The organism is Cupriavidus sp. Met-2 (assembly GCF_049843575.1).
In the GTDB taxonomy this organism is placed as follows: domain Bacteria; phylum Pseudomonadota; class Gammaproteobacteria; order Burkholderiales; family Burkholderiaceae; genus Cupriavidus; species Cupriavidus metallidurans.
The window spans coordinates 76,451-101,569 of sequence record NZ_JBBHZL010000001.1 but is presented as its reverse complement, the minus strand read 5'-3'; the positions used below and the strand labels follow the sequence as shown (position 1 = coordinate 101,569).

Annotated in this window: 29 protein-coding genes; 6 read left to right on the top strand and 23 right to left on the bottom strand. The window is 64.1% G+C overall.

From position 1 onward, the window contains the following. Positions 1–21 precede the first annotated feature (21 nt). Complete coding sequence (locus tag WD006_RS00500; RefSeq protein WP_008642681.1) at positions 22–231, top strand: twin transmembrane helix small protein; 210 nt, start codon at positions 22–24, stop codon at positions 229–231. Positions 232–331: 100 nt separating this feature from the next. Here WD006_RS00500 and WD006_RS00495 read toward each other — a convergent pair whose 3' ends face one another. The 8 genes from WD006_RS00495 to WD006_RS00460 all read right to left on the bottom strand — a co-directional run bounded on the left by WD006_RS00495 (position 332) and on the right by WD006_RS00460 (position 7,134). Beyond that, entirely contained in the window at positions 332–1,192 is an 861-nt protein-coding gene (locus WD006_RS00495; RefSeq protein ID WP_008642679.1) for a cytochrome c oxidase subunit 3, read from the bottom strand. A gap of 97 nt (positions 1,193–1,289) precedes the next feature. Beyond that, the gene (locus WD006_RS00490) at positions 1,290–1,517 is read right to left on the bottom strand and encodes a DUF2970 domain-containing protein (protein WP_011515156.1); all 228 of its coding nucleotides are present in this window, start codon (positions 1,515–1,517) and stop codon (positions 1,290–1,292) included. A 2-nt stretch (positions 1,518–1,519) separates the two neighbouring features. Beyond that, the gene (locus tag WD006_RS00485; RefSeq protein WP_011515155.1) at positions 1,520–2,116 is read right to left on the bottom strand and encodes a cytochrome c oxidase assembly protein; all 597 of its coding nucleotides are present in this window, start codon (positions 2,114–2,116) and stop codon (positions 1,520–1,522) included. Between the two features lie 36 nt (positions 2,117–2,152). Then, a complete protein-coding gene (locus tag WD006_RS00480) occupies positions 2,153–2,299 on the bottom strand; it encodes a cytochrome oxidase small assembly protein (protein ID WP_017511745.1) in 147 nt (48 codons plus the stop codon). 71 nt (positions 2,300–2,370) lie between these two features. Next, positions 2,371–3,981 carry a cytochrome c oxidase subunit I gene (gene ctaD, locus WD006_RS00475; RefSeq protein WP_011515154.1) on the bottom strand — a complete coding sequence of 537 codons (1,611 nt, stop codon included), beginning with the start codon at positions 3,979–3,981 and terminating at the stop codon, positions 2,371–2,373. A 42-nt stretch (positions 3,982–4,023) separates the two neighbouring features. Continuing rightward, positions 4,024–5,292 carry a cytochrome c oxidase subunit II gene (gene coxB, locus WD006_RS00470; RefSeq protein WP_008642668.1) on the bottom strand — a complete coding sequence of 423 codons (1,269 nt, stop codon included), beginning with the start codon at positions 5,290–5,292 and terminating at the stop codon, positions 4,024–4,026. Positions 5,293–5,353: 61 nt separating this feature from the next. Next, a complete protein-coding gene (locus tag WD006_RS00465; RefSeq protein ID WP_011515153.1) occupies positions 5,354–5,869 on the bottom strand; it encodes a DUF2244 domain-containing protein in 516 nt (171 codons plus the stop codon). Between the two features lie 263 nt (positions 5,870–6,132). Next, positions 6,133–7,134, bottom strand: a complete 1,002-nt coding sequence (locus tag WD006_RS00460; protein WP_029306762.1) for a methyltransferase domain-containing protein — start codon at positions 7,132–7,134, stop codon at positions 6,133–6,135. Positions 7,135–7,362: 228 nt separating this feature from the next. Between WD006_RS00460 and WD006_RS00455 the strand changes: the two genes are divergently transcribed. Both WD006_RS00455 and trmL read left to right on the top strand, forming a co-directional pair. After that, positions 7,363–7,899: a ComF family protein gene (locus tag WD006_RS00455; RefSeq protein ID WP_231138497.1), complete on the top strand. Its 537-nt coding sequence runs from the start codon at positions 7,363–7,365 to the stop codon at positions 7,897–7,899. A 52-nt stretch (positions 7,900–7,951) separates the two neighbouring features. Beyond that, the gene (gene trmL, locus WD006_RS00450; protein ID WP_011515150.1) at positions 7,952–8,422 is read left to right on the top strand and encodes a tRNA (uridine(34)/cytosine(34)/5-carboxymethylaminomethyluridine(34)-2'-O)-methyltransferase TrmL; all 471 of its coding nucleotides are present in this window, start codon (positions 7,952–7,954) and stop codon (positions 8,420–8,422) included. A gap of 13 nt (positions 8,423–8,435) precedes the next feature. Here trmL and WD006_RS00445 read toward each other — a convergent pair whose 3' ends face one another. The 5 genes from WD006_RS00445 to WD006_RS00425 form a co-directional block, all read right to left on the bottom strand. Next, on the bottom strand, positions 8,436–9,419 hold the full coding sequence (locus WD006_RS00445; protein ID WP_011515149.1) for a Bug family tripartite tricarboxylate transporter substrate binding protein: 984 nt from the start codon (positions 9,417–9,419) through the stop codon (positions 8,436–8,438). Between the two features lie 6 nt (positions 9,420–9,425). Then, positions 9,426–10,454, bottom strand: coding sequence for an NAD(P)H-dependent glycerol-3-phosphate dehydrogenase (locus tag WD006_RS00440; protein WP_008642656.1), 1,029 nt, complete (start codon positions 10,452–10,454; stop codon positions 9,426–9,428). A gap of 118 nt (positions 10,455–10,572) precedes the next feature. Continuing rightward, complete coding sequence (gene secB, locus WD006_RS00435; protein WP_008642655.1) at positions 10,573–11,091, bottom strand: protein-export chaperone SecB; 519 nt, start codon at positions 11,089–11,091, stop codon at positions 10,573–10,575. Between the two features lie 177 nt (positions 11,092–11,268). Then, the gene (gene grxC, locus WD006_RS00430) at positions 11,269–11,526 is read right to left on the bottom strand and encodes a glutaredoxin 3 (protein WP_008642652.1); all 258 of its coding nucleotides are present in this window, start codon (positions 11,524–11,526) and stop codon (positions 11,269–11,271) included. 78 nt (positions 11,527–11,604) lie between these two features. Continuing rightward, entirely contained in the window at positions 11,605–12,018 is a 414-nt protein-coding gene (locus WD006_RS00425; RefSeq protein ID WP_011515147.1) for a rhodanese-like domain-containing protein, read from the bottom strand. 144 nt (positions 12,019–12,162) lie between these two features. Between WD006_RS00425 and gpmA the strand changes: the two genes are divergently transcribed. The 3 genes from gpmA to WD006_RS00410 all read left to right on the top strand — a co-directional run bounded on the left by gpmA (position 12,163) and on the right by WD006_RS00410 (position 15,591). Beyond that, positions 12,163–12,909, top strand: a complete 747-nt coding sequence (gene gpmA, locus WD006_RS00420) for a 2,3-diphosphoglycerate-dependent phosphoglycerate mutase (protein WP_011515146.1) — start codon at positions 12,163–12,165, stop codon at positions 12,907–12,909. Between the two features lie 197 nt (positions 12,910–13,106). Next, on the top strand, positions 13,107–14,714 hold the full coding sequence (locus WD006_RS00415; protein WP_011515145.1) for a S41 family peptidase: 1,608 nt from the start codon (positions 13,107–13,109) through the stop codon (positions 14,712–14,714). A 124-nt stretch (positions 14,715–14,838) separates the two neighbouring features. Next, positions 14,839–15,591, top strand: a complete 753-nt coding sequence (locus WD006_RS00410) for a HesA/MoeB/ThiF family protein (RefSeq protein ID WP_029306763.1) — start codon at positions 14,839–14,841, stop codon at positions 15,589–15,591. Between the two features lie 216 nt (positions 15,592–15,807). Here WD006_RS00410 and bfr read toward each other — a convergent pair whose 3' ends face one another. From bfr to WD006_RS00360, 10 genes are all read right to left on the bottom strand, one after another. Then, complete coding sequence (bfr, locus tag WD006_RS00405; RefSeq protein ID WP_008645854.1) at positions 15,808–16,287, bottom strand: bacterioferritin; 480 nt, start codon at positions 16,285–16,287, stop codon at positions 15,808–15,810. A gap of 145 nt (positions 16,288–16,432) precedes the next feature. Further along, positions 16,433–16,675, bottom strand: coding sequence for a bacterioferritin (locus WD006_RS00400; protein ID WP_234725296.1), 243 nt, complete (start codon positions 16,673–16,675; stop codon positions 16,433–16,435). Positions 16,676–16,974: 299 nt separating this feature from the next. Next, positions 16,975–18,732 (bottom strand): phosphoenolpyruvate--protein phosphotransferase, encoded by a 1,758-nt coding sequence (ptsP, locus tag WD006_RS00395; protein ID WP_029306764.1) that lies wholly within the window; start codon positions 18,730–18,732, stop codon positions 16,975–16,977. A gap of 50 nt (positions 18,733–18,782) precedes the next feature. Further along, positions 18,783–19,052 carry an HPr family phosphocarrier protein gene (locus tag WD006_RS00390; RefSeq protein ID WP_008645869.1) on the bottom strand — a complete coding sequence of 90 codons (270 nt, stop codon included), beginning with the start codon at positions 19,050–19,052 and terminating at the stop codon, positions 18,783–18,785. Then, positions 19,021–19,476, bottom strand: coding sequence for a PTS sugar transporter subunit IIA (locus WD006_RS00385; protein ID WP_008645870.1), 456 nt, complete (start codon positions 19,474–19,476; stop codon positions 19,021–19,023). Before WD006_RS00385 ends, WD006_RS00390 begins: the two co-directional genes overlap by 32 nt. A gap of 124 nt (positions 19,477–19,600) precedes the next feature. Then, positions 19,601–20,554, bottom strand: coding sequence for a glutathione synthase (gshB, locus tag WD006_RS00380; protein WP_029306765.1), 954 nt, complete (start codon positions 20,552–20,554; stop codon positions 19,601–19,603). A 24-nt stretch (positions 20,555–20,578) separates the two neighbouring features. Continuing rightward, positions 20,579–21,874, bottom strand: a complete 1,296-nt coding sequence (gene gshA, locus WD006_RS00375) for a glutamate--cysteine ligase (RefSeq protein ID WP_011515140.1) — start codon at positions 21,872–21,874, stop codon at positions 20,579–20,581. A 462-nt stretch (positions 21,875–22,336) separates the two neighbouring features. Next, complete coding sequence (locus WD006_RS00370) at positions 22,337–23,869, bottom strand: ammonium transporter (RefSeq protein WP_029306766.1); 1,533 nt, start codon at positions 23,867–23,869, stop codon at positions 22,337–22,339. Between the two features lie 31 nt (positions 23,870–23,900). After that, positions 23,901–24,239, bottom strand: a complete 339-nt coding sequence (locus WD006_RS00365; RefSeq protein ID WP_008652254.1) for a P-II family nitrogen regulator — start codon at positions 24,237–24,239, stop codon at positions 23,901–23,903. Positions 24,240–24,291: 52 nt separating this feature from the next. Further along, on the bottom strand, positions 24,292–25,092 hold the full coding sequence (locus tag WD006_RS00360) for a TorF family putative porin (RefSeq protein WP_011515137.1): 801 nt from the start codon (positions 25,090–25,092) through the stop codon (positions 24,292–24,294). Between the last annotated feature and the right edge of the window lie 27 nt (positions 25,093–25,119).

Genomic DNA, 25,119 nt, shown 5'->3' with positions numbered 1-25,119 from the left:
CTTCGCAGAACGGGCCCCCACATGCGCTTCGTCATCCTTGTCGCCTTCATCCTGATCATTGGCAGCCTGGCCTCCGCGCTGTTCTTCATGATGCGCGACCGTGGCCGCACGCCCAACATGATGCGTTCGCTGATGTTCCGCGTCGGCTTCTCGGTGGCGCTGTTCCTGTTCATCCTGTTCTCGCACTGGATGGGCTGGATCCAGAGCACGGGCATCCATACGTCGCCCTGACAGGCATCCTCGCGAAAAAAAGCGCCGCCGAGATTTCTCTCCCGCGGCGCTTCGCTTTCTTCGATACCGCACGCCGCCCGCAGGCGGCGCGGCGAAATCCTTACAGCCAGTAGACCACCACGTACAGGCCCAGCCAGACCACGTCCACGAAGTGCCAGTACCAGGCTGCACCTTCGAATGCGAAGTGATGCTCCGGCGTGAAATGGCCCTTCAGCACGCGGATCAGCACCACCGTCAGCATGATCGCGCCCATCGTCACGTGAAAGCCGTGGAATCCCGTGAGCAGGAAGAACGTCGAACCATAGACACCCGAGGTCAGCTTCAGGTTCAGTTCGCTGTAGGCGTGCATGTACTCGTAGGCCTGCAGGCACATGAAGATCGCGCCCAGCAGGATCGTCAGGACCAGGCCCTGAATCAGCTGGCTGCGCTTGCCGGCCAGCAGCGCGTGGTGCGCCCAGGTCAGCGTGACGCCCGAGGTCAGCAGCAGCGCCGTGTTGATGGTCGGGATCGGCCACGGGCCCATCGTCTGGAAGTCTTCCACGGTGCCGGCAGGGCCCATGTTCGGCCACACGGCCGCGAAGTCCGGCCAGATGATCTTGTTGTTCAGGTCGCCCAGCCACGGCATGGCGATGGTGCGCGCGTAGAACAGGGCGCCGAAGAACGCCGCGAAGAACATCACTTCGGAGAAGATGAACCAGCCCATCGACCAGCGGAACGAGGTGTCGATGTTCTTGCCGTACATGCCGCCTTCGGATTCGCGGATGGCGTCACCGAACCAGCTCTTGAGCACGAAGAGGAACCACAACAGGCCGAAGCCGCACAGGTACGGCGCCCACGGCTGCCCGTTGACCCAACCCGCGGCTCCCGCGCCGGTCATCAGCAGGCCGAATGCCGCCGTGATCGGATGGCGCGACGGGCCCGGCACGAAGTAGTACGGGGCGTTTGCGCGATTCGCACTCATTCTTCTATCTCCAGCTCAGAGTCTCTAATGGTTATTCGCCAGATCCGCTTCGCTTCGGTTGCCAGCGGCTCTGTCCTTTTTCCCTGCTAGTTTCCTGCTACGACTGACTCACCACGGTGCGCACCACCAGGATCAGCACCGTCACGAACACTGCCGCCGCGATCAGCCCGGCGATGATCACGTGCACCGGGTTCAGCCGCGCCATATCGGACTCATGCTCCGACCCCTTGCGCAGCCCGATAAACGACCACAGCACCGCGCGCACCGTCTGCGCGAAGGACGCCTTGCGATGCACCGGATCCACCGAATCGTCGCGGTTGGTCATCGTCAGCTCCCCTTCTGCACCGAGGCCTGCTCATCCTGCGGCGCCTGCGCCACCGGCGTGCCCACCTCGAAGAACGTGTACGACAGCGTGATGGTCTTCACGTCCTTAGGCAGCTTCGGGTCGATCACGAACACCACCGGCATCTCGCGCGCCTCCTTCGACTTGAGCGTCTGCTGCTTGAAGCAGAAGCACTCGATCTTCTTGAAGTACTCGGTGGCCTGCTTCGGCGCGTAGCTCGGAATCGCCTGCGCGGAGATGTCCCGCGATTGCCCGTTGGCCACCTCGTACACGATCGTCGTCAGTTCGCCCGGATGCACTTCCATCGAATGCTTCACCGGCCGGAATGCGAACGGCCCGCGCGCGTTGGAATCGAACTCGACCGTGATCGTGCGGCTCGTGTCCACCTGCGAGTTCTTCAACGCCGACCCGCCATACAGATCGCGCGTGGTCAGCACATTGATGCCCGTAACCTCGCAGATCGCCTTGTACAGCGGCACCAGCGCGTAGCCAAAGCCGAACATCAGCGTCACCACCACCAGCAGGCGCAACATCATCCCGCGGTTGAAACGCTTCTCGATTGCCTTGTCCTGCCCGTCCACGCGTCTGCCTCCTACTTCATCGATCTGATCGGGACATCAGCCGCCAAGGAACACCATCTTGGCAAAGAATCCCAGAAAGAAGACCACCACGATCGAGAGCAATATCCAGCCAAGACGGCGGTTGGCGGCCCGCTGGGCGGCCTTGCGATCCTGCGGCGATGGGCTTGTTTCCGAGGGCTGCATGAGCATCTGGTTAGCGGGCCGGATACCTGCCCCGAGGGCTGGCATCCGGCCGGTGTTACTGGATTACTGGATTACTTGACGACCGGCGGCTCTTCGAACGTGTGGAACGGTGCCGGCGACGGCACGGTCCACTCGAGGCCTTCCGCGCCATCCCACGGCTTGTCGCCAGCGGCCTGGCCACCGCGGTACGACGGCAGGACCACGCAGAAGAAGAAGTACACCTGCATCAGGCCGAAGCCCAGCGCGCCGATCGAGGCGATCGCGTTGAAGTCCGTGAACTGGGTCGGGTAGTCCGCATAGCGGCGCGGCATGCCGGCCAGGCCCAGGAAGTGCATCGGGAAGAAGGTCACGTTGAAGAAGATCAGCGAGCCCCAGAAATGGATCTTGCCGCGCATCTCGTCATACATGAACCCGCTCCACTTCGGACCCCAGTAGTAGAAGCCCGCGAACAGCGCGAACAGCGAGCCCGCCACCAGCACGTAGTGGAAGTGCGCCACGATGAAGTAGGTGTCCTGCAGCTGGATGTCGATCGGAGCGACAGCCGGCATCAGGCCCGTGAAGCCGCCGATCGTGAACACGAAGATGAAGCCGATCGCGAACAGCATCGGGGTCTCGAACGTCATCGAGCCGCGCCACATCGTGGCGATCCAGTTGAAGATCTTCACGGCCGTCGGCACCGCGATCAGCATCGTCGCGTACATGAAGAACAGCTGGCCCGTCACCGGCATGCCGGTGGTGAACATGTGGTGCGCCCACACGATGAACGACAGGATCGCGATCGAGGCCGTGGCGTACACCATCGAGCTGTAGCCGAACAGGCGCTTGCGCGCGAAGGCCGGCACGACGTGCGAGATGATGCCGAACGCCGGCAAGATCATGATGTAGACCTCGGGGTGACCGAAGAACCAGAAGATATGCTGGTACATCACCGGGTCACCGCCGCCGGCGGCCGAGAAGAAGCTCGTGCCGAAATGGCGGTCGGTCAGCACCATCGTGATCGCGCCAGCCAGCACCGGCATCACGGCGATCAGCAGGTAGGCGGTGATCAGCCACGTCCAGCAGAACATCGGCATCTTCATCAGCGTCATGCCAGGCGCGCGCATGTTGAGGATGGTGACGATGATGTTGATCGAGCCCATGATCGACGACGCGCCCATGATGTGCATGGCGAAAATCGCCATGTCCATGCCCGGGCCCATCTGCACCGACAGCGGCGCGTAGAGCGTCCAGCCCGCGGCGGTGGCGCCGCCCGGCGCGAAGAACGAGCCAACCAGCAGCAGCGCGGCCGGCGGCATCAGCCAGAAGCTGAAGTTGTTCATGCGCGCGAACGCCATGTCAGAGGCGCCGATCTGCAGCGGGATCATCCAGTTCGCGAAGCCGACGAACGCCGGCATGATCGCGCCGAACACCATGATCAGCCCGTGCATCGTGGTGAACTGGTTGAACAGTTCGGGGCGGAAGAACTGCAGGCCCGGCTCGAACAGCTCCAGGCGGATCAGCAGCGCCAGCACGCCGCCGGACAGCAGCATGGTGAACGAGAACAGCAGGTACAGCGTGCCGATATCCTTGTGGTTGGTGGCGAACAGCCAGCGGCGCCAGCCATGCGGGTGATCGTGCGCATGATCGTGATCGTGCGCGTGGTCGTGCGGATGGCCCAGTGTCTCCGGGGTAGCGGTACTCATCGCAATGACTCCATCAATTCCTGAATGCGGGGCTACCGCGGGTCAGCCTGCGACGCGGTTGCCCGCGAGGCTGGCCTGCTTGTCGGGGGTGCTGGACGGCGCGGCAGCCTTCGGGGCTGCATCGCCTGCGCCGGCCTGTGCGCCGCCGCCTTCCGGGAACTTGCCCGTGCGGGCGCCCGTGAAGTCCGCCGGCTGAATCACTTCGCCGGTCTTGTTGCCCCAGCTATTCCGCGTGTACGTCATGACAGCGGCCAGCTCGGTGTCGGAAAGCTGCTTCCACGACGGCATGGCGTTACGGCCTTCCAGCAGCACGTGCATCTGGCCAGCCTTCGGACCGTTGACGACCTTGGAGCCGTCCAGCGCCGGGAACGGACCACCGCCCTTGCCGGTCGGCTGGTGGCAGACCGCGCAGTTGGTCGCGTAGACCTTTTCGCCGCGCGCCTTGATTTCGTCGAGGGTCCAGACCTTGTTGGGATCGTCCGCCGCCGCGGCCATCGCCTTCTTCTTGTCGTCAACCCACTTCGTGTACTCGGCATCGGACACGACGCGCACCACGATCGGCATGAACGCGTGTTCCTTGCCGCAGAGTTCGGCGCACTGGCCACGATAGACGCCGGTCTTCTCGGCACGGAACCAGGTGTCGCGCACGAAGCCCGGGATCGCATCCTGCTTGACGCCGAACGCCGGAATCATCCAGGCGTGGATCACGTCATTGGCAGTGGTGACGATACGGATCTTCTTGTTGACGGGCACCACCAGTTCGTTGTCCACCTCCATCAGGTAGGTGTTCGACTTTTCCTGCTGGTTGTTGATCTGCTCGCGCGGCGTGGTCAGCGTGGACACGAACGAGATGCCCTCGCCCTGGCCCTTGAGGTAGTCATAGCCCCACTTCCACTGATAGCCGGTGGCCTTGATCGTGATATCCGAGTTCGTGGTGTCCTTCATCGCCACCACGGTCTTCGTCGCCGGCAGCGCCATGGCGATCACGATCAGGAACGGCACGATCGTCCAGACCACTTCCACCGTGATGCTTTCGTGGAAAGAGGCCGGGCGGGCGCCCTTGCTCTTCCGGTGCTTGAAGATGGAATAGAACATCACGCCGAACACGGCGACGAAGATCACCGTGCAGATGATCAGCATCATCCAGTTCAGCCAGTGAATCTGTTCGGCGATTTTTGTAACGGGTTCGGCCAGGTTGAGCTGTCGGACGGCGGGGCCGCCTGGCATGTCACTGACCGCGGAGGCCGCCTGGCTGACAAGCAGGGACGCGCCTGCCAGACATGCTGCGGATGCCTTCTTCCACATTTTCATTGTTTATCTACCCAATTTACAGATTCAAATCTGTCCCCGCCCTGCCCCGCAACCTGTCCCTTCAGACACGCTGCAAGGCCACCGCGAGTTCCTGCGCGAACTTGCGCCGCCGATACGGGTCCAGATACAACCCCACCTGCACGGAGCGCTTGTCCGACCGCAGTACCACCGGCGCCCGGAACGATTCACCCAGTTCAACCCGCACCCAGCGTGGGTTGAATACTTCCCGCGTGATCCGGCTGGCGCTGGCTGTCTCCACGACCAGCATTCCGTCGGTCACACTCACGCGTTCATAATCCGCCGCATGGCGCGCATACGCCAGCAGGGCAATCCCCAGCCCGAGCAATTCCAGGCCAGCAAACGGCAGTACGAGCCAGGCCCCCAGCCACACGGCGAAGAACACCGCGATAGCTGTCGAGAAACATACGATGGAGAAGTAGAACCAGCCGGCCTGGCGCGGAGTGAGCGAGCAATTTCGCTTCATCAGCCAGTCGTTACTCGGCAAGGGGGTGCGTCCGTCGAGATTTCCGCCGGAGTCACCAACTGCCGTCTGGAATGCGATACCCAAGTCTTGCATCGCCAACCACTCCGCATCGGATGCACACCCGGGACGAAACACATCGGAGGTTTGCACATGCGAAGTGCATTCCAGGGACGTTCTTGTGCCAGGGGACCACTGCGACAAACTGGCGCATTATATGGCGCTTCGCATACCTGAACAAGGTAGGATTTGACCGAAGTGCTTGCGCTCATCTAGTTTTTGTGCATGGCCGCATCGCCCCCGATAGTCAACACAATCGGCGCGCGCGCATTGTCGCGCAACCATGCGCGACGCCGCTTTCACGGTCGCGGCCTGGCGCGTCCGATGCTGTCGACCGGCACAACTGCGCGGCCCTGATCGTCGGTTGCCTGCCTGCCACGCGGCGCCAGCTTCCATGCATGGCCGTAGACAATTTCGAACGTCAATGGGATCACGCCATCGGCGTTACGTTGACGTTCGAGCGCGGCCAGCACGGCCCGATACCACCGCCTGCCACGCAGCCCGACCGCCCCCGGACGACGGAAGCCGCCGAACGATTGCACTTCGCGCAACAGGTTCTCTGGCGACTCGTAGGTGACCGTCAGCGTTTCCATGTCCATCACCGGGGTGGACCAGCCGCTGTGCACGAGCATGTCGCCGATATCGTGCATGTCGACGAAGCGCATCGTGTGCGCGTCGAGATCGACATCGGCAAACGCCGCGCGCAGTTCCTTCAGCGTGTCGGGGCCGAACAGCGAGAACATCACGAGCCCTTCGTCGCCGGTCACGCGATGCCATTCCGGAAACACGCGATGCGGCTCCGGATGCCAGTGCAAGGCGAGGTTCGACCACAACAGATCGAAGCTGGCCGCGCCGAATGGCAGTGTGGCAAGATCGCCCTGCACCAGGTCGAACATCGGCCGCTTGCCGAGCAGGCGTCCGATCCAGCCGGGGCGCCGCTGCGGATCGCGCTGTCCCGCTTGCTGCAGCATAGCGCCGGAAATATCGAGACCGGCAATCTGCGCATCGGGAAAGCGCGCGCGCAATCCCGCCAGGCCCTGCCCGTGGCCGCAGCCGATATCGATGGCCCGGCGCGGCGTCAGCTTGACCACGTCCATGCGCTCGTGCATCCGCTGGCCGATTTCGCCCAGCAGAAAATCGAGCTGGCCGAAGCTGGGACTGCGGCGGTCAAAGGCAAGCCGGGTCAGGCGCGCGGGCGGCAACCAGGCATCGGGGGAATCAGCAGCATGCAGGGACACGGAGAGACGGAACGGAATCAGTGGAATCGGCGGGCGGCGCAACAGCGTGTCGCACCTCGGCATGGGCCGGACCCGGATGGCCGGCCAACAGGGACTGGAGTATACGCGCCCTCTTCGCAGCTCGCCGGGCGTGCCGGCGGGATCACCGGGCTCTGGTCAGCCCTGCTGCCGTCGGTTTGCCTGATCTGCGCGAAGGTCCAGCGCGACGTGGTCTGCGCGGGTTGCGCCGACACGCTGTTGAGAATCGTTCCACGCTGCCCGCGTTGCGCGATGCCCGGCACCATACCCGGTGTGAAAGCGGGCCGATGTGACGCCTGCGCTGACGACGACCCCATCGACGCCACATTGACGCTGGGCAACTACATCACGCCAGCCGATCGACTGGTTTTGCGCCTGAAGTTTGCCGCGCGCCTCCCCGCCGCCGCATGGATCGCCCGGCAAATGGCGACCCGGATGCAAGCGGCGGGTATCGCGCCCGATGTTCTGGCGCCGATTCCTCTTGCGCCACAACGGCTGGCGGGCCGCGGCTTCAACCAGGCGTGGGAAATCGCGCGGCCGCTGGGCAGGCAGCTTGGCATCGCGGTCTCGGCAACATTGCTGACCCGCCGGCGCGACACGGTCAGCCAGCGTGTGCTCGACCAGTCGGCACGGCAGGCGAATCTGCGGGATGCGTTCGTGCTGGACCCGCCCTGCCGGCTAGACGGACTGCATATCGGACTGGTCGACGATGTGATGACCACTGGCGCCACGCTACGTGAGGCGGCACGGGTGCTCAAGGCGCATGGCGCCGCGCGGGTGACGGCGCTGCCGGCACTGCGCACGCCGTGACACCGGCTGCGACTAGCGGTAAGCTGCGCTCCGGTTTTTCGCCTATCCCATCATGTTCAACGTCGTTCTTGTCGAACCCGAAATCCCGCCGAACACCGGCAATGTGATCCGCCTGTGCGCCAACACCGGCGCGCAGCTCCATTTGGTCAAGCCGTTGGGATTTCCACTCGAAGACGCCCGGATGCGCCGCGCGGGGCTCGACTATCACGAGTACGCGACGATGCGCGTGCATGAAAGCTGGGATGCGTTGATGGCTGCCGAGCAGCCGGACCCCACGCGCATGTTCGCGCTGACCACGCACGGCTCCACGCCGTTCGGCCAGGTCAGCTTCGCGCCGGGCGACTGGTTCGTATTCGGTTCGGAGACCCGCGGGCTCGCACCGGAGCGCCGCGAGTGGTTCCCGTCCGCGCAGCGCATCCGCCTGCCGATGCGCCCCAACAACCGCAGCCTCAATCTGTCGAACACGGTGGCCGTGGTCGTCTTCGAGGCATGGCGTCAGAACGGCTTCGCGGGCGGAAGTTGAATCGACAGCGCGGTCAGCCCTCGGGCTGCACGCCGGCCGCGCGAATCACCTTGTCCCAGCGTGCCTTCTCGCTGACCATCGTTTCGCGCAACGATGCCGGCGCGGTACCCGCCGGGACGAAATACTGCGTGCGCATCTTTTCGCGGATGTCATCGCTGCCGATGATCCGAACGAGTTCGCGGTAGAGCCGGTCGACGACCGGCGCCGGCGTGCCGGCCGGCGCCAGAATCGCCTGCCATGAAATCGCCTCGAATCCAGGGTAGCCCGATTCGGCCACGGTCGGCACCGATGGCAGCAGGGACGTCCGGCCCGTGGTGGTCACGGCCAGAATGCGCAACTTGCCCGCGTTGACCATCGGCATGGCAATCGCCGGCACCATGAAGCCGGCCTGCACCTGCCCGCCGACGATCGCCGTGGTGATCTGCGGAAAGCCCGGATACGGCACGTGCTGCAGATCGATGCCAGCCATCGCTTTCAACTGCTCCATCGCCAGATGCGCCGCGCTGCCGTTGCCGACCGAGCCATAGTTCAGCGCGCCCGGCTTCGACTTGGCCAGCGCGACGAACTCGCGCAACGTATGCACCGGCAGGCGGGCGTCGATGACCAGCACGTTCGGCGACGTCGCCACCAGCGTGACCGGCGCGAGCTGCTTCATCGGGTCGTAGCTCAGATGGCGATACAGCGACGGCGCGGTGACAAGCGGACCGTTGATCGTGAACAGCAGCGTGTAGCCATCGGGCGCAGCCTTGGCAACCATGCCGGTGCCAATATTGCCGCCGGCGCCCGGCCGGTTTTCGACAACCACGGGCTGACCGAGCACTGTGGCGAGCTTCTCGGTCACGATACGCGCGATCAAGTCCGGCGAAGAGCCCGGCGGGAACGGCACGATCATGCGGATCGGCTTGGCGGGCCAGGTATCGGCATGGGCAACGGCAGGAACCGCGCCGGCTGCGAAGGTGGCGATCAGGGCCTTGAGGGTGTGGCGTCGACTCGGCATCAAGTGTTACTCGTCGCGCGCGTCACGCTGCAGCAACTGCGAGACCGCATCGGCAACAGGCAACCCTTCGAACAGCACCGCGCATACCGCGCGCGTGATCGGCATTTCCACACCGACGCGCGCCGCCAGCGCGGCAACGGCCTGCGCGCAACGCACGCCTTCGGCCACATGGCCAAGGTCTGCCAGGATCTGGTCGAGCGTCTTCCCGCCCGCCAGTTGCTGGCCGACCTTACGGTTACGAGACAAATCGCCGGTGGCGGTCAGGATCAGGTCACCCATGCCGGCCAGACCCATGAAGGTCTCGACGCGACCGCCGAGCGCAAGGCCCAGGCGGGTCATCTCGGCCAGCCCGCGCGTGATCAGCGCCGCGCGCGCATTGAGCCCAAGCCCCAGGCCATCGCTGGCACCGGTGGCGATCGCCAGCACGTTCTTCACCGCGCCACCGACTTCGACGCCGATCAGGTCGTCGCTGCCATAGATGCGCATGGCATGGTGATGGAATGCCGCCTGCGCGCGATCGATCAGCACGTGCGCGGTGCCGGCCACGGTCAGCGCGCACGGCAGACCCTGCGCCACTTCCTTGGCAAAGCTCGGCCCCGTCAGCACGCCATATTCGATCTCGCCCGGCGCCACGCCGAGCGCGTTCAATTCATCGTGCACCATCTGGTGCGGCATCGCATGGGTCTCGGCCTCGAAGCCCTTGCAGAGCCAGAGCATCGCCAGCGGCCCTTTGCGACGCGCGGCCAACCTGCGCGTCATCTCGCGCAGGCCGGATACCGGCGTGCCGATGATCAGCAGCCCCTCCGGATCGGTCAGGGCGTGATCGACGGCGCGATCGAAATCGGGCTCGCAGACAAGCCGGGGCGACAGGCTCACGCCCGGCAGATAGGTGGCGTTGACGCCAGTTGCGGCGATGCCGGCAAGCTGAGCCGGATCGCGCCCCCAGAGCACCACGTCATGATCGGCGGCGGCCGTGGCCGCGTGGCTTGCAAGCGCGGTACCCCATGCGCCGGCGCCGAGAATGGTCAGTTTCATGGCAGGCCTGTGAAGTCAGCGGAAAGCGCTGTCGTCGCGACAGTATGAACGTTGACGCCTCGCAGAAACACCAAACGGGGCCGCAGCCCCGTTCTGGTGTCCGACAGGCAGTCGCCGATCAGTGGCGGGCCTGGCTGCCGTCAGGCATCACGATGCCCGAGTCGCCGCCCTGGCCTTGCGCTTCTTCCATCGCGGCCTGCAGGCGTTGCTCGTACAGCGCCTGGAAGTTGATTTCCGACAGGTGGATCGCCTGGAAGCCGGCACGCGTGATCACGTCGGCGATGTTGCCGCGCAGGTACGGGTACAGGATGGTCGGGCAGGCGATGCCCAGCAGCGGGTCCAGTTGCTCCACCGGCACATTGCGGATGTCGAAGATGCCAGCCTGGTGCGCTTCCACCAGGAAGGCCACCTTGTCTTGCACCTTGGTCGTCACAGTACCGGTCACGACCACTTCGAAGATGCCTTCCTGCAGTTGCGAGGCGCCCACGTTGACCTGGACTTCCACCGAGGGGGCTTCCGATTCGAGGAAGATGCCCGGCGAATTCGGCTGCTCCAGCGACATGTCCTTCAGGTACACGCGCTGAATGTTGAAGAAGGGCTGGTCGTCCTGCTGGTTGGCTTGTTGCTGGTCGCTCATGAAAGGCTTCCGGATGGATCGGTTTGGGCGCGCTGCGCCATGCGGCGCCGGTGGTGTCGATCACCGGCGGCCAGTTGGAAAGCGCATATGGTACATGACGCCGTGGGCGAATTCACCCGGGGCCGGCGTCAATCGGATAGGTCGTTGATCTCGCTGGGAAACCGCCGGGGCCGGGGCTCAGGCCGCCAGCAGCGGCACCAGGCCGCCCTGACGGTCCAGCGCGGACAAGTCGTCGAATCCACCCACGTGTGTCTCGTCGATATAGATCTGCGGCACGGTCCGGCGGCCGGTGCGAGTCATCATTTCCTCGCGCTTGCCGGGTTCGCGGTCGATCAGGATTTTCTCGATCGACTCGACGCCCCGCTGCTTGAGCAGACGTTCTGCCATCTGGCAGTAGGGGCACACCACCGTGCTGTACATGACGACGCGGGCCATGCGAAATCTCCTTGAATTCAAAACAACGGCGCGGACCGCCCGGGGCGGTCCGCGCCGCGAATACTTCGATGAATGGGCTTACTTGATGACCGGAAGTCCGGCCTGCTGCCAGGCGGCCATGCCGCCTTCGAGCGCATAGACCTCACTGTACCCGGCTTCCTTCAAGGCTGCCTGAGCCTTGCTCGAGCGCTGGCCGTTCTGGCATACCACGATGATGGGGATGGCCTTATCCTTTGCAAGACCGCCGGCCCGGTTGGGCAGGTCGTCGAGTGGCGCGCTCTTCGCTTGCGGCATGTGGCCCTTGGCGAACTCAGCAGCGTCGCGGATATCCACCACCACCGCATTGCGCTTGTTGATCAGCTGCGTGGCTGCGGCCGCATTGACGCGTTTTCCGCCCGTGCCGCTCTTGATCGTCGGCCAGGCCAGCAGGCCGCCAGAGACCACGGCGATGGCGATCAGGGCCAGGTTATTGTAATCGGCGAAGAAATTCACGTTGGCATTCCGTTGGGTTGGGTCGGCGGCATTATAAAATACGCGGTTTCGTGCCCACGCCGATATTTGTCCGTCGCCTCCCGGCCGCCGCCGGCCTTGCGACGGATCGTGCGCACTGCAGGTCATTTACTCCCTGGAAGCAGCATGTACAAGCTCGTTCTCATCCGCCACGGCGAATCCACGTGGAACCTCGAAAACCGCTTCACCGGCTGGGTCGACGTCGACCTGACCGATACGGGCGCCGCGCAGGCCAAACAGGCCGGCACGCTGCTCAAGGAAGCCGGCTTCGCCTTTGACGTGGCCTACACCTCCGTGCTCAAGCGCGCCATCCGCACGCTCTGGCACGTGCAAGACGAAATGGACCTGATGTGGATTCCGGTGCGCAATGAATGGCGCCTGAACGAACGTCACTACGGCGCGCTGGCCGGCCTGAACAAGGCGGAAACGGCCAAGAAGTACGGCGACGAGCAGGTGCTGGTGTGGCGCCGCAGCTACGACACGCCGCCGCCCGCGCTGGAGCCGACCGACGAACGTGCCTCTTTCGGCGACCCGCGCTACGCCAATGTGCCGCGCGCGGAGATCCCGCTGACCGAGTGCCTGAAGGACACGGTGGCCCGCGTGATGCCGCTGTGGAACGAATCCATTGCTCCCGACATCAAATCCGGCAAGCGCGTGGTGATCGCCGCCCATGGCAACAGCATTCGCGCCCTCGTAAAGTATCTGGACCAGATTTCGGATGACGATATCGTCGGCCTCAATATCCCCAATGGCACCCCGCTCGTCTACGAGCTGGATGCCGACCTGCGCCCCCTGCGCCACTACTACCTGGGCGACCAGGAAGCCATCGCGGCGTCCCTGGCCGCCGTGGCCAGCCAGGGCAAGGCCCGCTGACAGCCGGCGCGCGGATGCGCCGGCCCGGGTCGCACCCGGGTAGGCGCGCCGCGTTGTGTGGCCGCCACCACCATGGAATGGCGGCCCGCAGGTCTTTTTCTCCGCACCCTCTTATACTGTCGGTCAAATCCGCCCCCCGGGTCATCCCGGCACGGACCTGACCCTTGCACAAATCCTCACACGTTCAGGCTGCCCTCATGCGTAAGACGCTCAAGAACATTAGCCTCGTCTCAATAGGCGTCGTTGCCGGCGTGCTCGCCACGCTGCAGATTTCGGCGACCGCCCAGAATACGACCGGGCCGCTGCCGCTGGACCAGTTACGGCTGATGGCCGATATCTTCGGGCAGATCAAGCGCGAATACGTGGAGCCGGTCGACGACAAGAAGCTGCTGACCGAAGCCATCAAGGGCATGGTCGCCAGCCTCGACCCGCACTCGGCCTACCTGGACGAGAAGGATTTCAAGGAACTGCAGGAAGGCACGCGCGGACGCTTCGCCGGCCTGGGCATCGAGATTTCCCAGGAAGAAGGCCTGGTCAAGGTCATCAACCCGATCGAGGACACGCCCGCGTTCCGCGCAGGCATCCAGCCGGGTGACCTGATCACGCGGATCGACGACAAGCCGGTGCGCGGCCTGCCGCTGGAACAAGCGGTCAAGCGCATGCGCGGCGAGCCGGGGACCAAGGTCACGCTGACGATTTACCGCAAGAGCGAGGAACGCACGTTCCCGGTGTCGATCACGCGCGCGGAAATCCGCGTGCAGTCGGTCAAGACCAAGATGCTCGACAACAACACCATCGGCTGGGTGCGCCTGACAAGCTTCCAGGAACGTACCGTGACCGATCTGGGCCGTCGCCTCAAGGAGATGGCTGATAAGAATCCGAACCTGCGCGGTATCGTGCTGGACCTCCGCAACAACGGTGGCGGCGTGCTGCAAGGCGCGGTAGGCGTGGCCGCGGCCTTCCTGCCCGAGGATTCGGTCGTGGTATCGACCAACGGCCAGGTGCCGGATGCCAAGCGCGTCTACAAGGCGTCGTTCAGCAACTACCGCCTGTCGTCGCTCGAGGACGATCCGCTCAAGGACCTGCCGGCAGAGTTCAAGAAGCTGCCGATGGTCGTGCTGACCAACGCCTACTCGGCGTCAGCATCGGAAATCGTGGCCGGCGCGCTGCAGGACCACAAGCGCGCGACGCTCATGGGCAAGACGACGTTCGGCAAGGGCTCGGTCCAGACCGTTCGCCCGCTGACCAACGACACCGGCATCAAGCTGACGATCGCGTACTACTACACGCCGTCGGGCAAGTCGATCCAGGCCAAGGGCATCCGCCCGGATATCCCGGTCGACCAGAACCCCGATGGCGATCCGGACGACGCGCTGATCACGCGTGAAATCGACACCGAACGCCACCTGCACAACAAGCAGGAGTCGGAAGAGCCGGAAATGGCCGAACGCGAGCAGCGCCGCGTGGAAGAACTGCGCCGCCTGGAAGAAGAGAACGCCAAGAAGACGCCGGAAGAGCGCGAGAAGGAACGCAAGAAGAAGCCGGTGGAATTCGGTTCTGCTGACGACTTCATGCTGCAGCAGGCCATCGCACAGCTCGACGGCAAGCCGGTGCAACGTTCGAAGTCGCGCCTGGAAGCCACCGGCACGGCTGGCAAGCCGGACAGCTCCGACAACCCGAAGCCGGCCAGCAAGGCGCCCGCCAAACCGGCAGCCAAGCCGGCGGCCCCGGCCAAGCCTTCCAGCCCGCCGCCCGCGAGTGCCCCGATCGGCGAACCGCTGGGTACGCCGACCGGCAAGAAGTAACGGCAGGACGCGAGAAGCCCCGCCGCGCGACACTGGCGCGTGGCGCTTCCCGCCTTCAGCCCTGCGGCCCGCGGTATTGCACCGGCGGGCCGTTTTTGTTTGATCTCCTGATTCCACGTGGACCATGAACGACGATCAGCTTCTGCGCTACTCGCGCCATATCCTGCTTGACGAGCTCGGCATCGAAGGCCAGGAGCGCCTGCTGGCCGGCCATGCGCTGGTGATCGGCGCAGGCGGGCTAGGTGCAGCGGCGTTGCCCTACCTGGCCTCGGCCGGCGTGGGCACGATCACGATCGTCGACGACGATGACGTTGACCTGACCAACCTGCAGCGCCAGATCCTGCACACCACCGCCAACGTGGGCCGCCCCAAGGTCGAATCGGCCAGGGAGGGAATGCTGCGCATCAACCCCGACATCGACATCCGCATGGTGCCGATGCGGGTGGGCGACGCCGAACTGGATGGTCTCGTCGCGCAGGCTGATGTAGTGCTCGATTGCTGCGACAACTTCGCCACACGCCACGCGGTGAATCGCGCCTGCCTGCGTCACCGCAAGCCGCTGGTATCCGGCGCCGCGCTACGTTTCGACGGCCAGGTCACCGTATTCGACCTGCGCAATCCCGATGCGCCGTGCTACGCCTGCCTGTTCCCGCCATCCGAACCGGCGCCTGAGGCCGCCTGCGCCACGATGGGCGTGTTCGCGCCGCTGGTCGGCATGATCGGCACGGTACAGGCCGCCGAGGCCCTGAAGTTGCTGACTGGTGTAGGAGAGACGCTGGCGGGCCGCTTGCTGATGGTCGACGCCATGTCGATGGAGTGGACCACGATGCGCCTCGTGCGCACGCCGGGCTGCGAGGCCTGCGGCGGGGACCACTGAGTCCCCCCGGGCTGCGGACGATGGACGATCCGGCGCTGGAGCCCACCGGCGCGGACCGTCCATGCTGATACAGCTGGATGAGTACAAGAATCCGAATGAGAACGGTTACTAACCAATCACGCATTCGGGCGCGGCGTCTCGAAACGCCGCGCTTCTGACCAGCCGTCGCCGCGCGTCATCGCGACGCGCGCGGCGGCCAATCCTTTGCCTGCGCGCTTACTGCTCGCCCGGCTCCATCTGAGACTGCAGGTAGTTCGGCAGGCCGACCTTGTCGATCAGGTCAAGCTGCGTCTCCAGGTACTCGATGTGCTCCTCGGTGTCCGTGAGGATATCGACCAGGATTTCGCGGCTGACGTAGTCACCAACCGATTCGCAGTACGCAATGCCTTCCTTGACGGTGGCGTGAGCACCCTGCTCCAGCTTCAGGTCGCACTTGAGCATTTCGGGCGTGTCTTCGCCGAGGAGCAGCTTGTGCAGGTCCTGCAGGTTGGGCAGGCCGTCGAGCATCAGAATGCGCTCGATCAGGCGATCGGCGTGCTTCATTTCGCCGATGGATTCCTTGTACTCCACGTCGCCGAGCTTTTTCAGCCCCCAGTGGCGATACATGCGGGCGTGCAGGAAATATTGGTTGATCGCGGTGAGTTCGTTCTTCAGCTGCGCGTTCAAATGCTGGATGACCTTCTTGTCACCTTTCATAAGGGGCTCCTGTTGCAAACGACAACGGACCCAGGCAGCGGCACGAATGACAAAGACCGCAAATACAAGAAAGCGCGCCTCGGACTTTCGTCCGTGGGCGCGCTCTCAATGCACGCGTTCTTTGGGTAATTCTGCGGTATTCGAATCAGGCAACCAGCGCTGTACGCCGGTCGTTCGCGACTGCCGGGTCCCGAGCGTCCATTATGGCATGTGACGTAGTCGTCGAACAGGATGAAATTTCGACAACTTTGATCGTAGCCATACTTGAAGACCTCACGGTCTTCACCGCAGCGACGCCTTCGCACAGCACTTGCTGCGCGCATTCGCGGCAACGGCCGCAGCAGGTCCCAACGCCGAGCGTTTCCGCCAGCTCATCCATCGTCGACACGCCGAGGTGGGCGGCGCCATGGATTTCATGATCGGTGACCTGGTTGCAGATGCAGACGTACACAAAAGCCTCCTTGGGGGCAGCGTCGGCACCGGCATGCCGCACGCGATGAGAGGCAGAATATCAGAGATCAGAAATGATAACAATTCCCATTAATGCACTTGTAACGGACTACCCGCATACATCACAAATCAAGGAATTCAAGCGATTAACAAGCCACTTCCAGACACGCGAGTGCCGCAAACGACGCCACATTCGCACCCTAAAAACCCTGAAAACCACAGGGTTTCAGGGTGGCGTCACGCTGTCAGTTGCTTCAACGCGGCCGTAAGCTCGTCCGGTTCATAGCAGTTCAGGATCTGGTCGACCGCCTTGCTCAGGCGCTCGCAGTCCGCATGGATGACTTCCTGCTTCACCCGCAGCAATTGCGCCGGGTGCATCGAGAACTCGCGTAGTCCCATGCCCAGCAGCAGCCGGGTCATCGCCGGATCCCCCGCCATCTCGCCACACACGGCGACGGGCACGCCCGCATGGTTGGCTTCGCGGATCGTCCGGGCAATCAGCTGCAGCACGGCCGGGTGAAGCGGGTCGTAGAGGTGCGCCACGGCATTGTCGGCGCGGTCGATCGCCAGCGTGTACTGGATCAGGTCATTGGTGCCGATGGACAGGAAGTCCATGCGCTTGAGGAACAGCGGCAGCAGCAGCACGGCAGCCGGGATCTCAATCATCGCCCCGACCTTGATACCCGGGTCGTACGGCAGGCCGCGTTCGTCGAGCTGGCGCTTGGCTTGCTCGATCAGGTCCAGCGTCTGGTCGATCTCACCGGCGTGAGCCAGCATCGGGATCAGAATCCGGACCGGGCCGAACGCGGAAGCGCGCAGCAACGCCCGCAACTGGGTCAGGAACATCCCCGGCTCTGACAACGACCAGCGGATCGCGCGCAAACCCAGTGCGGGGTTCAGCGCGGTCTCGAAGTCGTCGCCACGGCCGTCGAGCGGCTTGTCGGCGCCGATGTCGATGGTCCGAATCGTGACCGGCAGCCCGTGCATCGCTTCCACGGCGTTGCGATACGCTTGAAATTGCTCGTCTTCATCCGGCAGCTCGTCGCGCCGGTTCATGAACAGGAATTCGGACCGGAACAGCCCCACCCCGACGGCGCCGGCGGACAGCGCCGCACCGGCATCCTCCGCCATCTCGATATTGGCCAGCAGTTCGATCTCGAGCCCGTCCAGCGTCACCGCCGGCATGTGGCGCAGCCGCTGCAAGCGCTTCTTCTCGAGCGCGCGCTCGCTCTGGCGGTGCCGATACTCTTCGAGAATGATGGCCGACGGATCGACGATCACCAGGCCGGCATCGCCATCGATGATGATCCAGTCGTCCTGACGGATCAGTTCGCTCGCGTTCTTGACGCCCACCGCGGCGGGGATGTCGAGACTGCGCGCGACGATAGCCGTGTGCGATGTACGGCCGCCCAGGTCCGTCACGAAACCGTGGAACACGGTGTGCTTGAACTGGAGCATGTCGGCCGGGCCGATGTCGTGGGCCACCACGATCACCCCCGGCGTGGCCTCGCCATCCGGCGCGAGTGTCGGCACGGGCGCCGGCGCCAGCACGGGCGCTCCGGCCAGCACCTTCAGGATCCGCTCCACCACCTGCTCGATGTCGGCCTTGCGCTCGCGCAGATACTCGTCCTCGATCTCGTCGAACTGACGCATCAGTTCTTCGAGTCGCGTGGTCAGGGCCCACTCGGCGTTATAGCGGCGTTGGAGAATCAGCGTCTCGGGTTCGCGCGACAGGGCCTCGTCGTCGAGGATCATCGCGTGGACATCGAGAAATGCCCCCATTTCCTCCGGCGCGTCGCGCGGCAGGTCACGCTTGAGCGTGATCAGCTCGGCCCGCACCGCGGCGCGTGCCGAACGCAATCGCTCCACCTCGGCTTCGAGCCGGTCTTCATCGACCAGGTAGTGCGACACATCCAGCGCAGCCGGCGCAAGAATATGGGCTCGCCCGATGGCGACCCCACGAGAAACCGGAATGCCGTGCAAGGCAAAGGGCATGAACCGCTCCGTCAGGAACGTTTAGAAAAAGCCTGGATTACCGTCGAACTTCACTCGCCTTCGCCGAAGCGGTTGGCGATCAGCGCCAGCAGCGCATCCATCGCCTCCTGCTCGTCAGGGCCGTCAGTCTCGATCGAGACCGTCGATCCAATTCCGGCTGCCAGCATCATCACGCCCATGATGCTCTTGGCGTCGACCTGGCGGCCGTTACGGGACATCTTGACCTGGCTGTTGAAGCTACCTGCCAACTGCGTGAGCTTGGCGGATGCGCGGGCATGAAGCCCGAGCTTATTGATGATGGTGGTGTCCCTCTGCAGCATATTTGTCGGGATGATTTGCGGTTTGGTTCTGGACGGCGGTCGTGCCGATTTGCAGCACGCCCTGGGCGCCTCCGGCCAAGGCCTTGGTGGCAAGCTGGTCGAGCTTCTCCGTCCGATAGCAGATAGCGCGCACGAGCATCGGCAGGTTGACACCGGCCAGCACCTTGACCCGACCCGGCTCGGCAAGCCGCGCGGCGATATTGGCAGGCGTAGCGCCGAAGATATCGGTCAGCACCAGGGCGCCGTTCTCTTCGCAAACGTCTGCGAGACGCTTCCGCGCCTCGGCCAGCACCGCCGCAGGGTCGGCATCGGCGATAACGTCGATCGCCTCCACCCGCTGCGGCTGGCCGCAGTAGACGTGGCCAGCGCAATCGCGCAGCGCCGAAGCCAGTGGCGCATGAGCGATGATCAGAATTCCTGCCATGATGGTGAATCCGTTGGACTGCCCGAATTGTAGCAGGCAGCCTGACCACCCAATCCGCGGCCCCGCCCGCCGCGCCAACTGTGGCGCCTGAACATCGGCGGCGACCGGCTGCGGTTGGAGACCGTCAGCGACGGTCGGCGGCTACAGCCTGCTCCAGCGCGTCGATGAACATGCCTGCGACATTGAAACCGGTCTGCTGGGCGATCTCCTGAAAGCAGGTCGGACTCGTCACATTTACTTCGGTCAGGTAGTCGCCGATCACGTCCAGCCCTACCAGCAGCAAGCCCTGCTTCCAAAGTCCGGGCGCCAGGGTTTCGGCGATCTCGCGATCGCGCGCGCTCAACTCCTGCGCCCGCCCCACCCCGCCGGCGGCCAGGTTGCCGCGAATCTCGGTGCCCTGCGGAATCCGCGCCAGCGAATACGGCACCGGCTTGCCGCCGATCAGCAGAATGCGCTTGTCGCCGTCCTTGATCGCCGGGATATAGCGCTGGACCATCAGCGTGCGCGCGCCATTGTCGCCAAGCGTCTCGACGATCGCACCCAGATTCATGGCGTCGGCGCCTACCCGGAACACACCCATGCCGCCCATGCCGTCCAGCGGCTTGACGATGATGTCCTTATGCTCGGCATGGAATTCGCGGATCCGGCCGGCATCGCGCGTCACCAGCGTCGGCGTGATGAACTGCGGATGCTGGCCGATCGCCAGTTTCTCCGAGTGGTCCCGAATCGCGCGCGGCTTGTTGAAGACGCGCGCGCCCTGCGCCTCGGCCAGTTCCAGCAACCAGGTGCTGGTCACGTACTCCATGTCGAACGGCGGATCCTTGCGCATCAGCACCGCATCGAACGCGAACAGCGGCATCAGCGCGGCATCGCCCAGCCGATACCAGGCCTGGGCGTCGTCGGTCAGCTCCAGCGGCCGCACCATGGCCTCCACGACGTTGGCCGACAGCGAAAGCTGCGATTGCAGGCAGAAGAACAGCTCGTGCCCGCGCGCCGCCGCCTCGGTCATCATGGCGAAGGTGGAGTCCTTGTAGGTCTTGAAGGTCTCCAGCGGGTCGGTAATGAACAGAATGCGCATGGTGGATTGCAGGGGCGTTACGAATCAGAGGATCGGATTCGGGTCGGTCTTCTCGAGTTCCAGCGACGCGGCCAGCAGGGCCAGGCGCGCCACCACGCCATACATGTAGAAGCGGTTCGGCACGGCCGCGCCCGGCTTGGCGTGGCTATCCGGCATACCGTTCGGCGCGAAGGCCAGCGGCACGAAGTGCATGCCCGGCGCGTTCAGGTTCTCGTCGATGCCACGGCCCGTGTGCACGCGGTAGAAGCCGCCCACCACGTAGCGGTCGATCATGTAGACCACCGGCTCCGCCACCGCGTCGTTGACCTTTTCGAAGGTGTGCACGCCTTCCTGGATGATGACGTCGGAGACCTCGAGGCCCTCCTTCACGACACTCATCTTGTTGCGCTCCTTGCGGTTCAGGCCCTTCACCTCGGACGGGTCGCGCACGGTCATGATGCCCATGCCGTAGGTGCCGGCGTCGGCCTTGACCACCACGTAGGGCGTTTCCTTGATGCCGTACTCGCGGTACTTTTTCGCGATCTTCTTGAGCACGCCTTCCACCGCGTCAGCCAGCTCTTCCTCGCCGATGCGCTCATGGAAATTCACGCCAGTCTGCCGCGCGAAATACGGGTTCACCATCCACGGGTCGATGTCGATCAGCTTGGCGAACTTCTTGGCCACCTCGTCATAGGCGGCGAAGTGGCTGCTCTTGCGGCGGGTGGACCAGCCGGCATGCAACGGCGGCAGCAGGTACTGCTCGTTGATGTTCTCCAGGATCGGCGGAATCCCGGCCGACAGGTCGTTATTCAGCAGGATCGAGCAGGGATCGAAATCCTTCAGGCCCAGCCGGCGGCCCTTGGCGCCAAGGCGCGCGAGCGGCTCCACCACCAGCGTCTGGCCGTCGGGCAGCTCGATCGGCGTGGGTTCGGTGATTTCCTCGGACAGCGAGCCCAGGCGCACATTGAGGCCCGCCTGGCGCATGATCAGCGACAGCCGCGCCACGTTCTGCAGATAGAACATGTTGCGGGTGTGGCGCTCGGGAATCAGCAGCAGGTTCTTGGCGTCCGGGCAGATCTTCTCGATCGCGGCCATGGCGGCCTGGACCGCCAGCGGCAGCATTTCGGGCGCGAGGTTGTTGAAACCGCCCGGGAACAGGTTGGTGTCGACCGGCGCCAGCTTGAAGCCGGCGTTGCGCAGGTCCACGGAACAATAGAACGGCGGAGTATGCTCCTGCCATTCCAGCCTGAACCAGCGCTCGATGGACGGTGTGGCGTCCAGGATCTTCTTCTCGAGTTCGAGCAGCGGACCGTTCAGCGCGGTGATGAGATGCGGGACCATATCCATCCTAATGAATCAGCTTTATTGTCCGCCCCGATTGTAGTGGAACGGCCACGAGGCTGCAGGCCCGCCCTGAATAAGCATATGCGGAGCCCAGCATAAGGGATCTGGATATGGGGATGTTTGACGCATTTCAAAGGTCCGGAGACCATGCGCCGCCCCATGGGTGCTACATGCGTGCTCCATGGGCAAAAAAAAGCGCGACATGGCGTCGCGCTTTCAAATGGCCTGACAGATACGGGGAGCGTTCTGCAGGTGGAGGAAACTGCCTCACTGGCACTCTATGCCCCGCAGGCATTAAAGACAATTGAGACTTTTTAAGATCCGATTTAAGCACCCTGCGAATACTGACACCCGTTTGAGGGGCGAGCCCGAAAATAAAAAAGCCCCGGCACATGGCCGGGGCGAAACTCCTGAGAGAAGATTCCCAATCAGCTCTCCAGCACAACACCTTGGCAGATATCAGACCTCATACGCGGTTTCACCGTGCGAGGTGATATCCAGACCTTCGCGCTCTTCCTCTTCCGGCACGCGCAGGCCAATCAGCATATCGACCAGCTTGTAGGCCACCAGCGCGACCACGCCGGACCAGACGATCGTGGTCAGCACACCTTCGAACTGGATCCAGACCTGACCGGCGATCGAGTAGTCGTCGGCCACCTTGTTGGCAACGTAGTCATAGATGCCCGTACCGCCCAGGCTCGGCGCGGCGAACACACCGGTCAGCAGCGCGCCGAGAATACCGCCCACGCCGTGCACGCCGAACACGTCCAGCGAATCGTCCATGCCCAGCAGGCGCTTCAGACCGGTCACGCCCCACAGGCACAGCAGGCCGGCGATCAGGCCCATCGCGATCGAGCCCATCGGGCCAACGAAGCCGGCAGCCGGGGTAATCGCCACCAGGCCGGCGACAGCCCCCGAGGCGCCACCGAGCATCGACGGCTTGCCCTTGCCGATCCACTCGCCGAAGGTCCAGGAAACCACCGCGGCGGCCGTGGCCAGCAGCGTGTTGACGAAGGCCAGCGCGGCGCTGCCGTTGGCTTCCAGGGCCGAACCGGCGTTGAAGCCGAACCAGCCGAACCACAGCAGCGAGGCGCCCACCATCGTGAAGGTCAGGCTGTGCGGGCGGATCGCTTCACGACCGAAGCCGATGCGCTTGCCGAACATGAACGCGCCCACCAGACCGGCCACGGCCGCGTTGATGTGCACCACCGTGCCGCCCGCGAAATCGAGCGCGCCCTTCTGGAACAGCCAGCCGGCCTTGGCGGTGGCGGCGGTGCCTGCGGCGGCGTCGGTGTACGCATCCGGGCCGGGCCAGAACCAGACCATGTGGGCCATCGGGATGTAGGCGAACGTGAACCAGAGGACCACGAAGACCAGCACCGCTGAGAACTTGGCGCGCTCGGCGAAGGCGCCGATGATCAGGCTGCAAGTGATCGCCGCGAACGCGCACTGGAACGCGAAGTAGCCCAGTTCCGGCACCACCACGCCCTTGCTGAACGTGGCGGCCACGGCATCGACCGTCAGGCCCTTCATGAACAGACGGTCCGTGCCACCGAAGAAGGCGTTGCCCTCCGTGAACGCGAAGCTATAGCCGTAGATGGCCCACAGGATCGAGATCACCGAGAAGATCATCAGGCACTGCATCAGCACCGACAGCATGTTCTTCGAGCGGACCAGGCCACCGTAGAACAGCGCCAGGCCCGGCAGCGTCATCAGGATCACGAATGTGGTGGAGACCAGCAGCCAGGCCGTGTCGCCCTTGTTGGGCACCGGGGCAGCCGGCGCGGCGGCAGCTTCGGCGGGCGCCGCGGCAGGCGTGGCCGCAGCCGGTGCTGCAACGGCGGCTGCGGGGGTTGCGGACGCCGTCGCGGCCGATGCTTCCGCGGCGGGCTTGTCCTGCGCCACGGCGTGGGTGGAGAGGCCGAGACCGGCCGTGCCGAGCGCCAGCGTCATCGCGCCGGCCGTCAGGATTCGCTTGAACCAGGTTTTCATTTGCTTAACCTCTTTCCGGGGGTGTCTCGTGTCACAGTGCATCGCCGCCGGTCTCGCCGGTGCGGATGCGAATGACTTGTTCTATGGGTGCGACGAAGATCTTGCCGTCGCCGATCTTGCCGGTGCGGGCCGACTTCTCCACGGCCTCGATGGCTCGCTCCACCACTTCGTCGGGCACCGCCACCTCGATCTTCACCTTGGGAAGGAAGTCGACGATGTATTCGGCGCCGCGATACAGCTCCGTGTGGCCTTTCTGCCGGCCGAAGCCCTTGACCTCGGTCACGGTGATCCCGGACACGCCCACATCGGAGAGCGCCTCGCGCACCTCGTCGAGCTTGAACGGCTTGATGACTGCAATGATGAGTTTCATCGGTTATCTCCTCTGGACGGGCCAGCTTCGGCCCACCCTGACTGACGCGCAATTAGAAAGTCTTGGAAAGCGAGACCCACGCGGTGTTGTTGCCCACGTTGTGGTTATAGCTGTTCGTGTAGAACGACTCCTTCGCATTGGTGCCGATGTAGGCCACCGCCAGCGCGAAGCCCTTGCCCAGGTCCTTCGTCAGGCCGACCTTCCAGTCCAGATAGGAAGCGGCGCTGTTGTGCTGGACGTTCTGGTAGCCAAGGTGCGCGTTCAGCGTCAGGTCCCACACGTTCAGCGGATAGTTGAAGGCGAGGTCGATGTAGCTGCTGTACTGGCTGTTGGCGATCCCGAACAGGTTGGTCACGGCCTGCGAGTACTTCAGGAACACCGGGCCATAGCCGATGCCCGCGTACAGTTCGGTGGTGTACGGGCGCGGGTTGGAGTAGCCGCCCGGGTAGAAGTACTGCAGCACGCCGACGTCATAGTTGAACTCCAGGTCGCTCATCTTGAACGTGTTCTTGAAACCACCATAGAAGTCCATCTCGACCGGCGCCGACACGCTCTTGTCGGCGTCCGAGATCCAGCTGATGGTGGAGTTCCAGTTGCCGATGTAGAAGCCGCTCTCATGGGCATAGTCGAACCCGCCCTGGATGGCCGGACGGCGGTTGGTCTGGCTGAGACCGCGATAGCGGTAGTCAGAGACCAGCGACACGTTGGCCGTGATCGTGTGGGGCGATGCCGGCTCGGCGGCGGGTGCGGCTGCCGGCGCTGCCGCCTCCGGCGCGCTCTGTGCGAACGCAACGGAGGTGGCAAGGCTGAACAGGGCCGCAGCGGCGCTGACTGCGAGGCTCGACTTCTTCATCGGTTTTTCTCCTTTTCCTTTAGGTTC

What these genes read in the sequence shown, in the direction of transcription:
- WD006_RS00500 (WP_008642681.1), top strand. Translation starts at nt 22, where the DNA reads ATGCGCTTCGTCATCCTTGTCGCCTTCATCCTGATCATTGGCAGCCTG.
- WD006_RS00495 (WP_008642679.1), bottom strand. Translation starts at nt 1,192, where the DNA reads ATGAGTGCGAATCGCGCAAACGCCCCGTACTACTTCGTGCCGGGCCCG.
- WD006_RS00490 (WP_011515156.1), bottom strand. Translation starts at nt 1,517, where the DNA reads ATGACCAACCGCGACGATTCGGTGGATCCGGTGCATCGCAAGGCGTCC.
- WD006_RS00480 (WP_017511745.1), bottom strand. Translation starts at nt 2,299, where the DNA reads ATGCAGCCCTCGGAAACAAGCCCATCGCCGCAGGATCGCAAGGCCGCC.
- ctaD (WP_011515154.1), bottom strand. Translation starts at nt 3,981, where the DNA reads ATGAGTACCGCTACCCCGGAGACACTGGGCCATCCGCACGACCACGCG.
- coxB (WP_008642668.1), bottom strand. Translation starts at nt 5,292, where the DNA reads ATGAAAATGTGGAAGAAGGCATCCGCAGCATGTCTGGCAGGCGCGTCC.
- WD006_RS00465 (WP_011515153.1), bottom strand. Translation starts at nt 5,869, where the DNA reads ATGCAAGACTTGGGTATCGCATTCCAGACGGCAGTTGGTGACTCCGGC.
- WD006_RS00460 (WP_029306762.1), bottom strand. Translation starts at nt 7,134, where the DNA reads ATGCCGAGGTGCGACACGCTGTTGCGCCGCCCGCCGATTCCACTGATT.
- trmL (WP_011515150.1), top strand. Translation starts at nt 7,952, where the DNA reads ATGTTCAACGTCGTTCTTGTCGAACCCGAAATCCCGCCGAACACCGGC.
- WD006_RS00445 (WP_011515149.1), bottom strand. Translation starts at nt 9,419, where the DNA reads ATGCCGAGTCGACGCCACACCCTCAAGGCCCTGATCGCCACCTTCGCA.
- WD006_RS00440 (WP_008642656.1), bottom strand. Translation starts at nt 10,454, where the DNA reads ATGAAACTGACCATTCTCGGCGCCGGCGCATGGGGTACCGCGCTTGCA.
- secB (WP_008642655.1), bottom strand. Translation starts at nt 11,091, where the DNA reads ATGAGCGACCAGCAACAAGCCAACCAGCAGGACGACCAGCCCTTCTTC.
- grxC (WP_008642652.1), bottom strand. Translation starts at nt 11,526, where the DNA reads ATGGCCCGCGTCGTCATGTACAGCACGGTGGTGTGCCCCTACTGCCAG.
- gpmA (WP_011515146.1), top strand. Translation starts at nt 12,163, where the DNA reads ATGTACAAGCTCGTTCTCATCCGCCACGGCGAATCCACGTGGAACCTC.
- WD006_RS00415 (WP_011515145.1), top strand. Translation starts at nt 13,107, where the DNA reads ATGCGTAAGACGCTCAAGAACATTAGCCTCGTCTCAATAGGCGTCGTT.
- WD006_RS00410 (WP_029306763.1), top strand. Translation starts at nt 14,839, where the DNA reads ATGAACGACGATCAGCTTCTGCGCTACTCGCGCCATATCCTGCTTGAC.
- bfr (WP_008645854.1), bottom strand. Translation starts at nt 16,287, where the DNA reads ATGAAAGGTGACAAGAAGGTCATCCAGCATTTGAACGCGCAGCTGAAG.
- ptsP (WP_029306764.1), bottom strand. Translation starts at nt 18,732, where the DNA reads ATGCCCTTTGCCTTGCACGGCATTCCGGTTTCTCGTGGGGTCGCCATC.
- WD006_RS00390 (WP_008645869.1), bottom strand. Translation starts at nt 19,052, where the DNA reads ATGCTGCAGAGGGACACCACCATCATCAATAAGCTCGGGCTTCATGCC.
- WD006_RS00385 (WP_008645870.1), bottom strand. Translation starts at nt 19,476, where the DNA reads ATGGCAGGAATTCTGATCATCGCTCATGCGCCACTGGCTTCGGCGCTG.
- gshB (WP_029306765.1), bottom strand. Translation starts at nt 20,554, where the DNA reads ATGCGCATTCTGTTCATTACCGACCCGCTGGAGACCTTCAAGACCTAC.
- gshA (WP_011515140.1), bottom strand. Translation starts at nt 21,874, where the DNA reads ATGGTCCCGCATCTCATCACCGCGCTGAACGGTCCGCTGCTCGAACTC.
- WD006_RS00370 (WP_029306766.1), bottom strand. Translation starts at nt 23,869, where the DNA reads ATGAAAACCTGGTTCAAGCGAATCCTGACGGCCGGCGCGATGACGCTG.
- WD006_RS00365 (WP_008652254.1), bottom strand. Translation starts at nt 24,239, where the DNA reads ATGAAACTCATCATTGCAGTCATCAAGCCGTTCAAGCTCGACGAGGTG.
- WD006_RS00360 (WP_011515137.1), bottom strand. Translation starts at nt 25,092, where the DNA reads ATGAAGAAGTCGAGCCTCGCAGTCAGCGCCGCTGCGGCCCTGTTCAGC.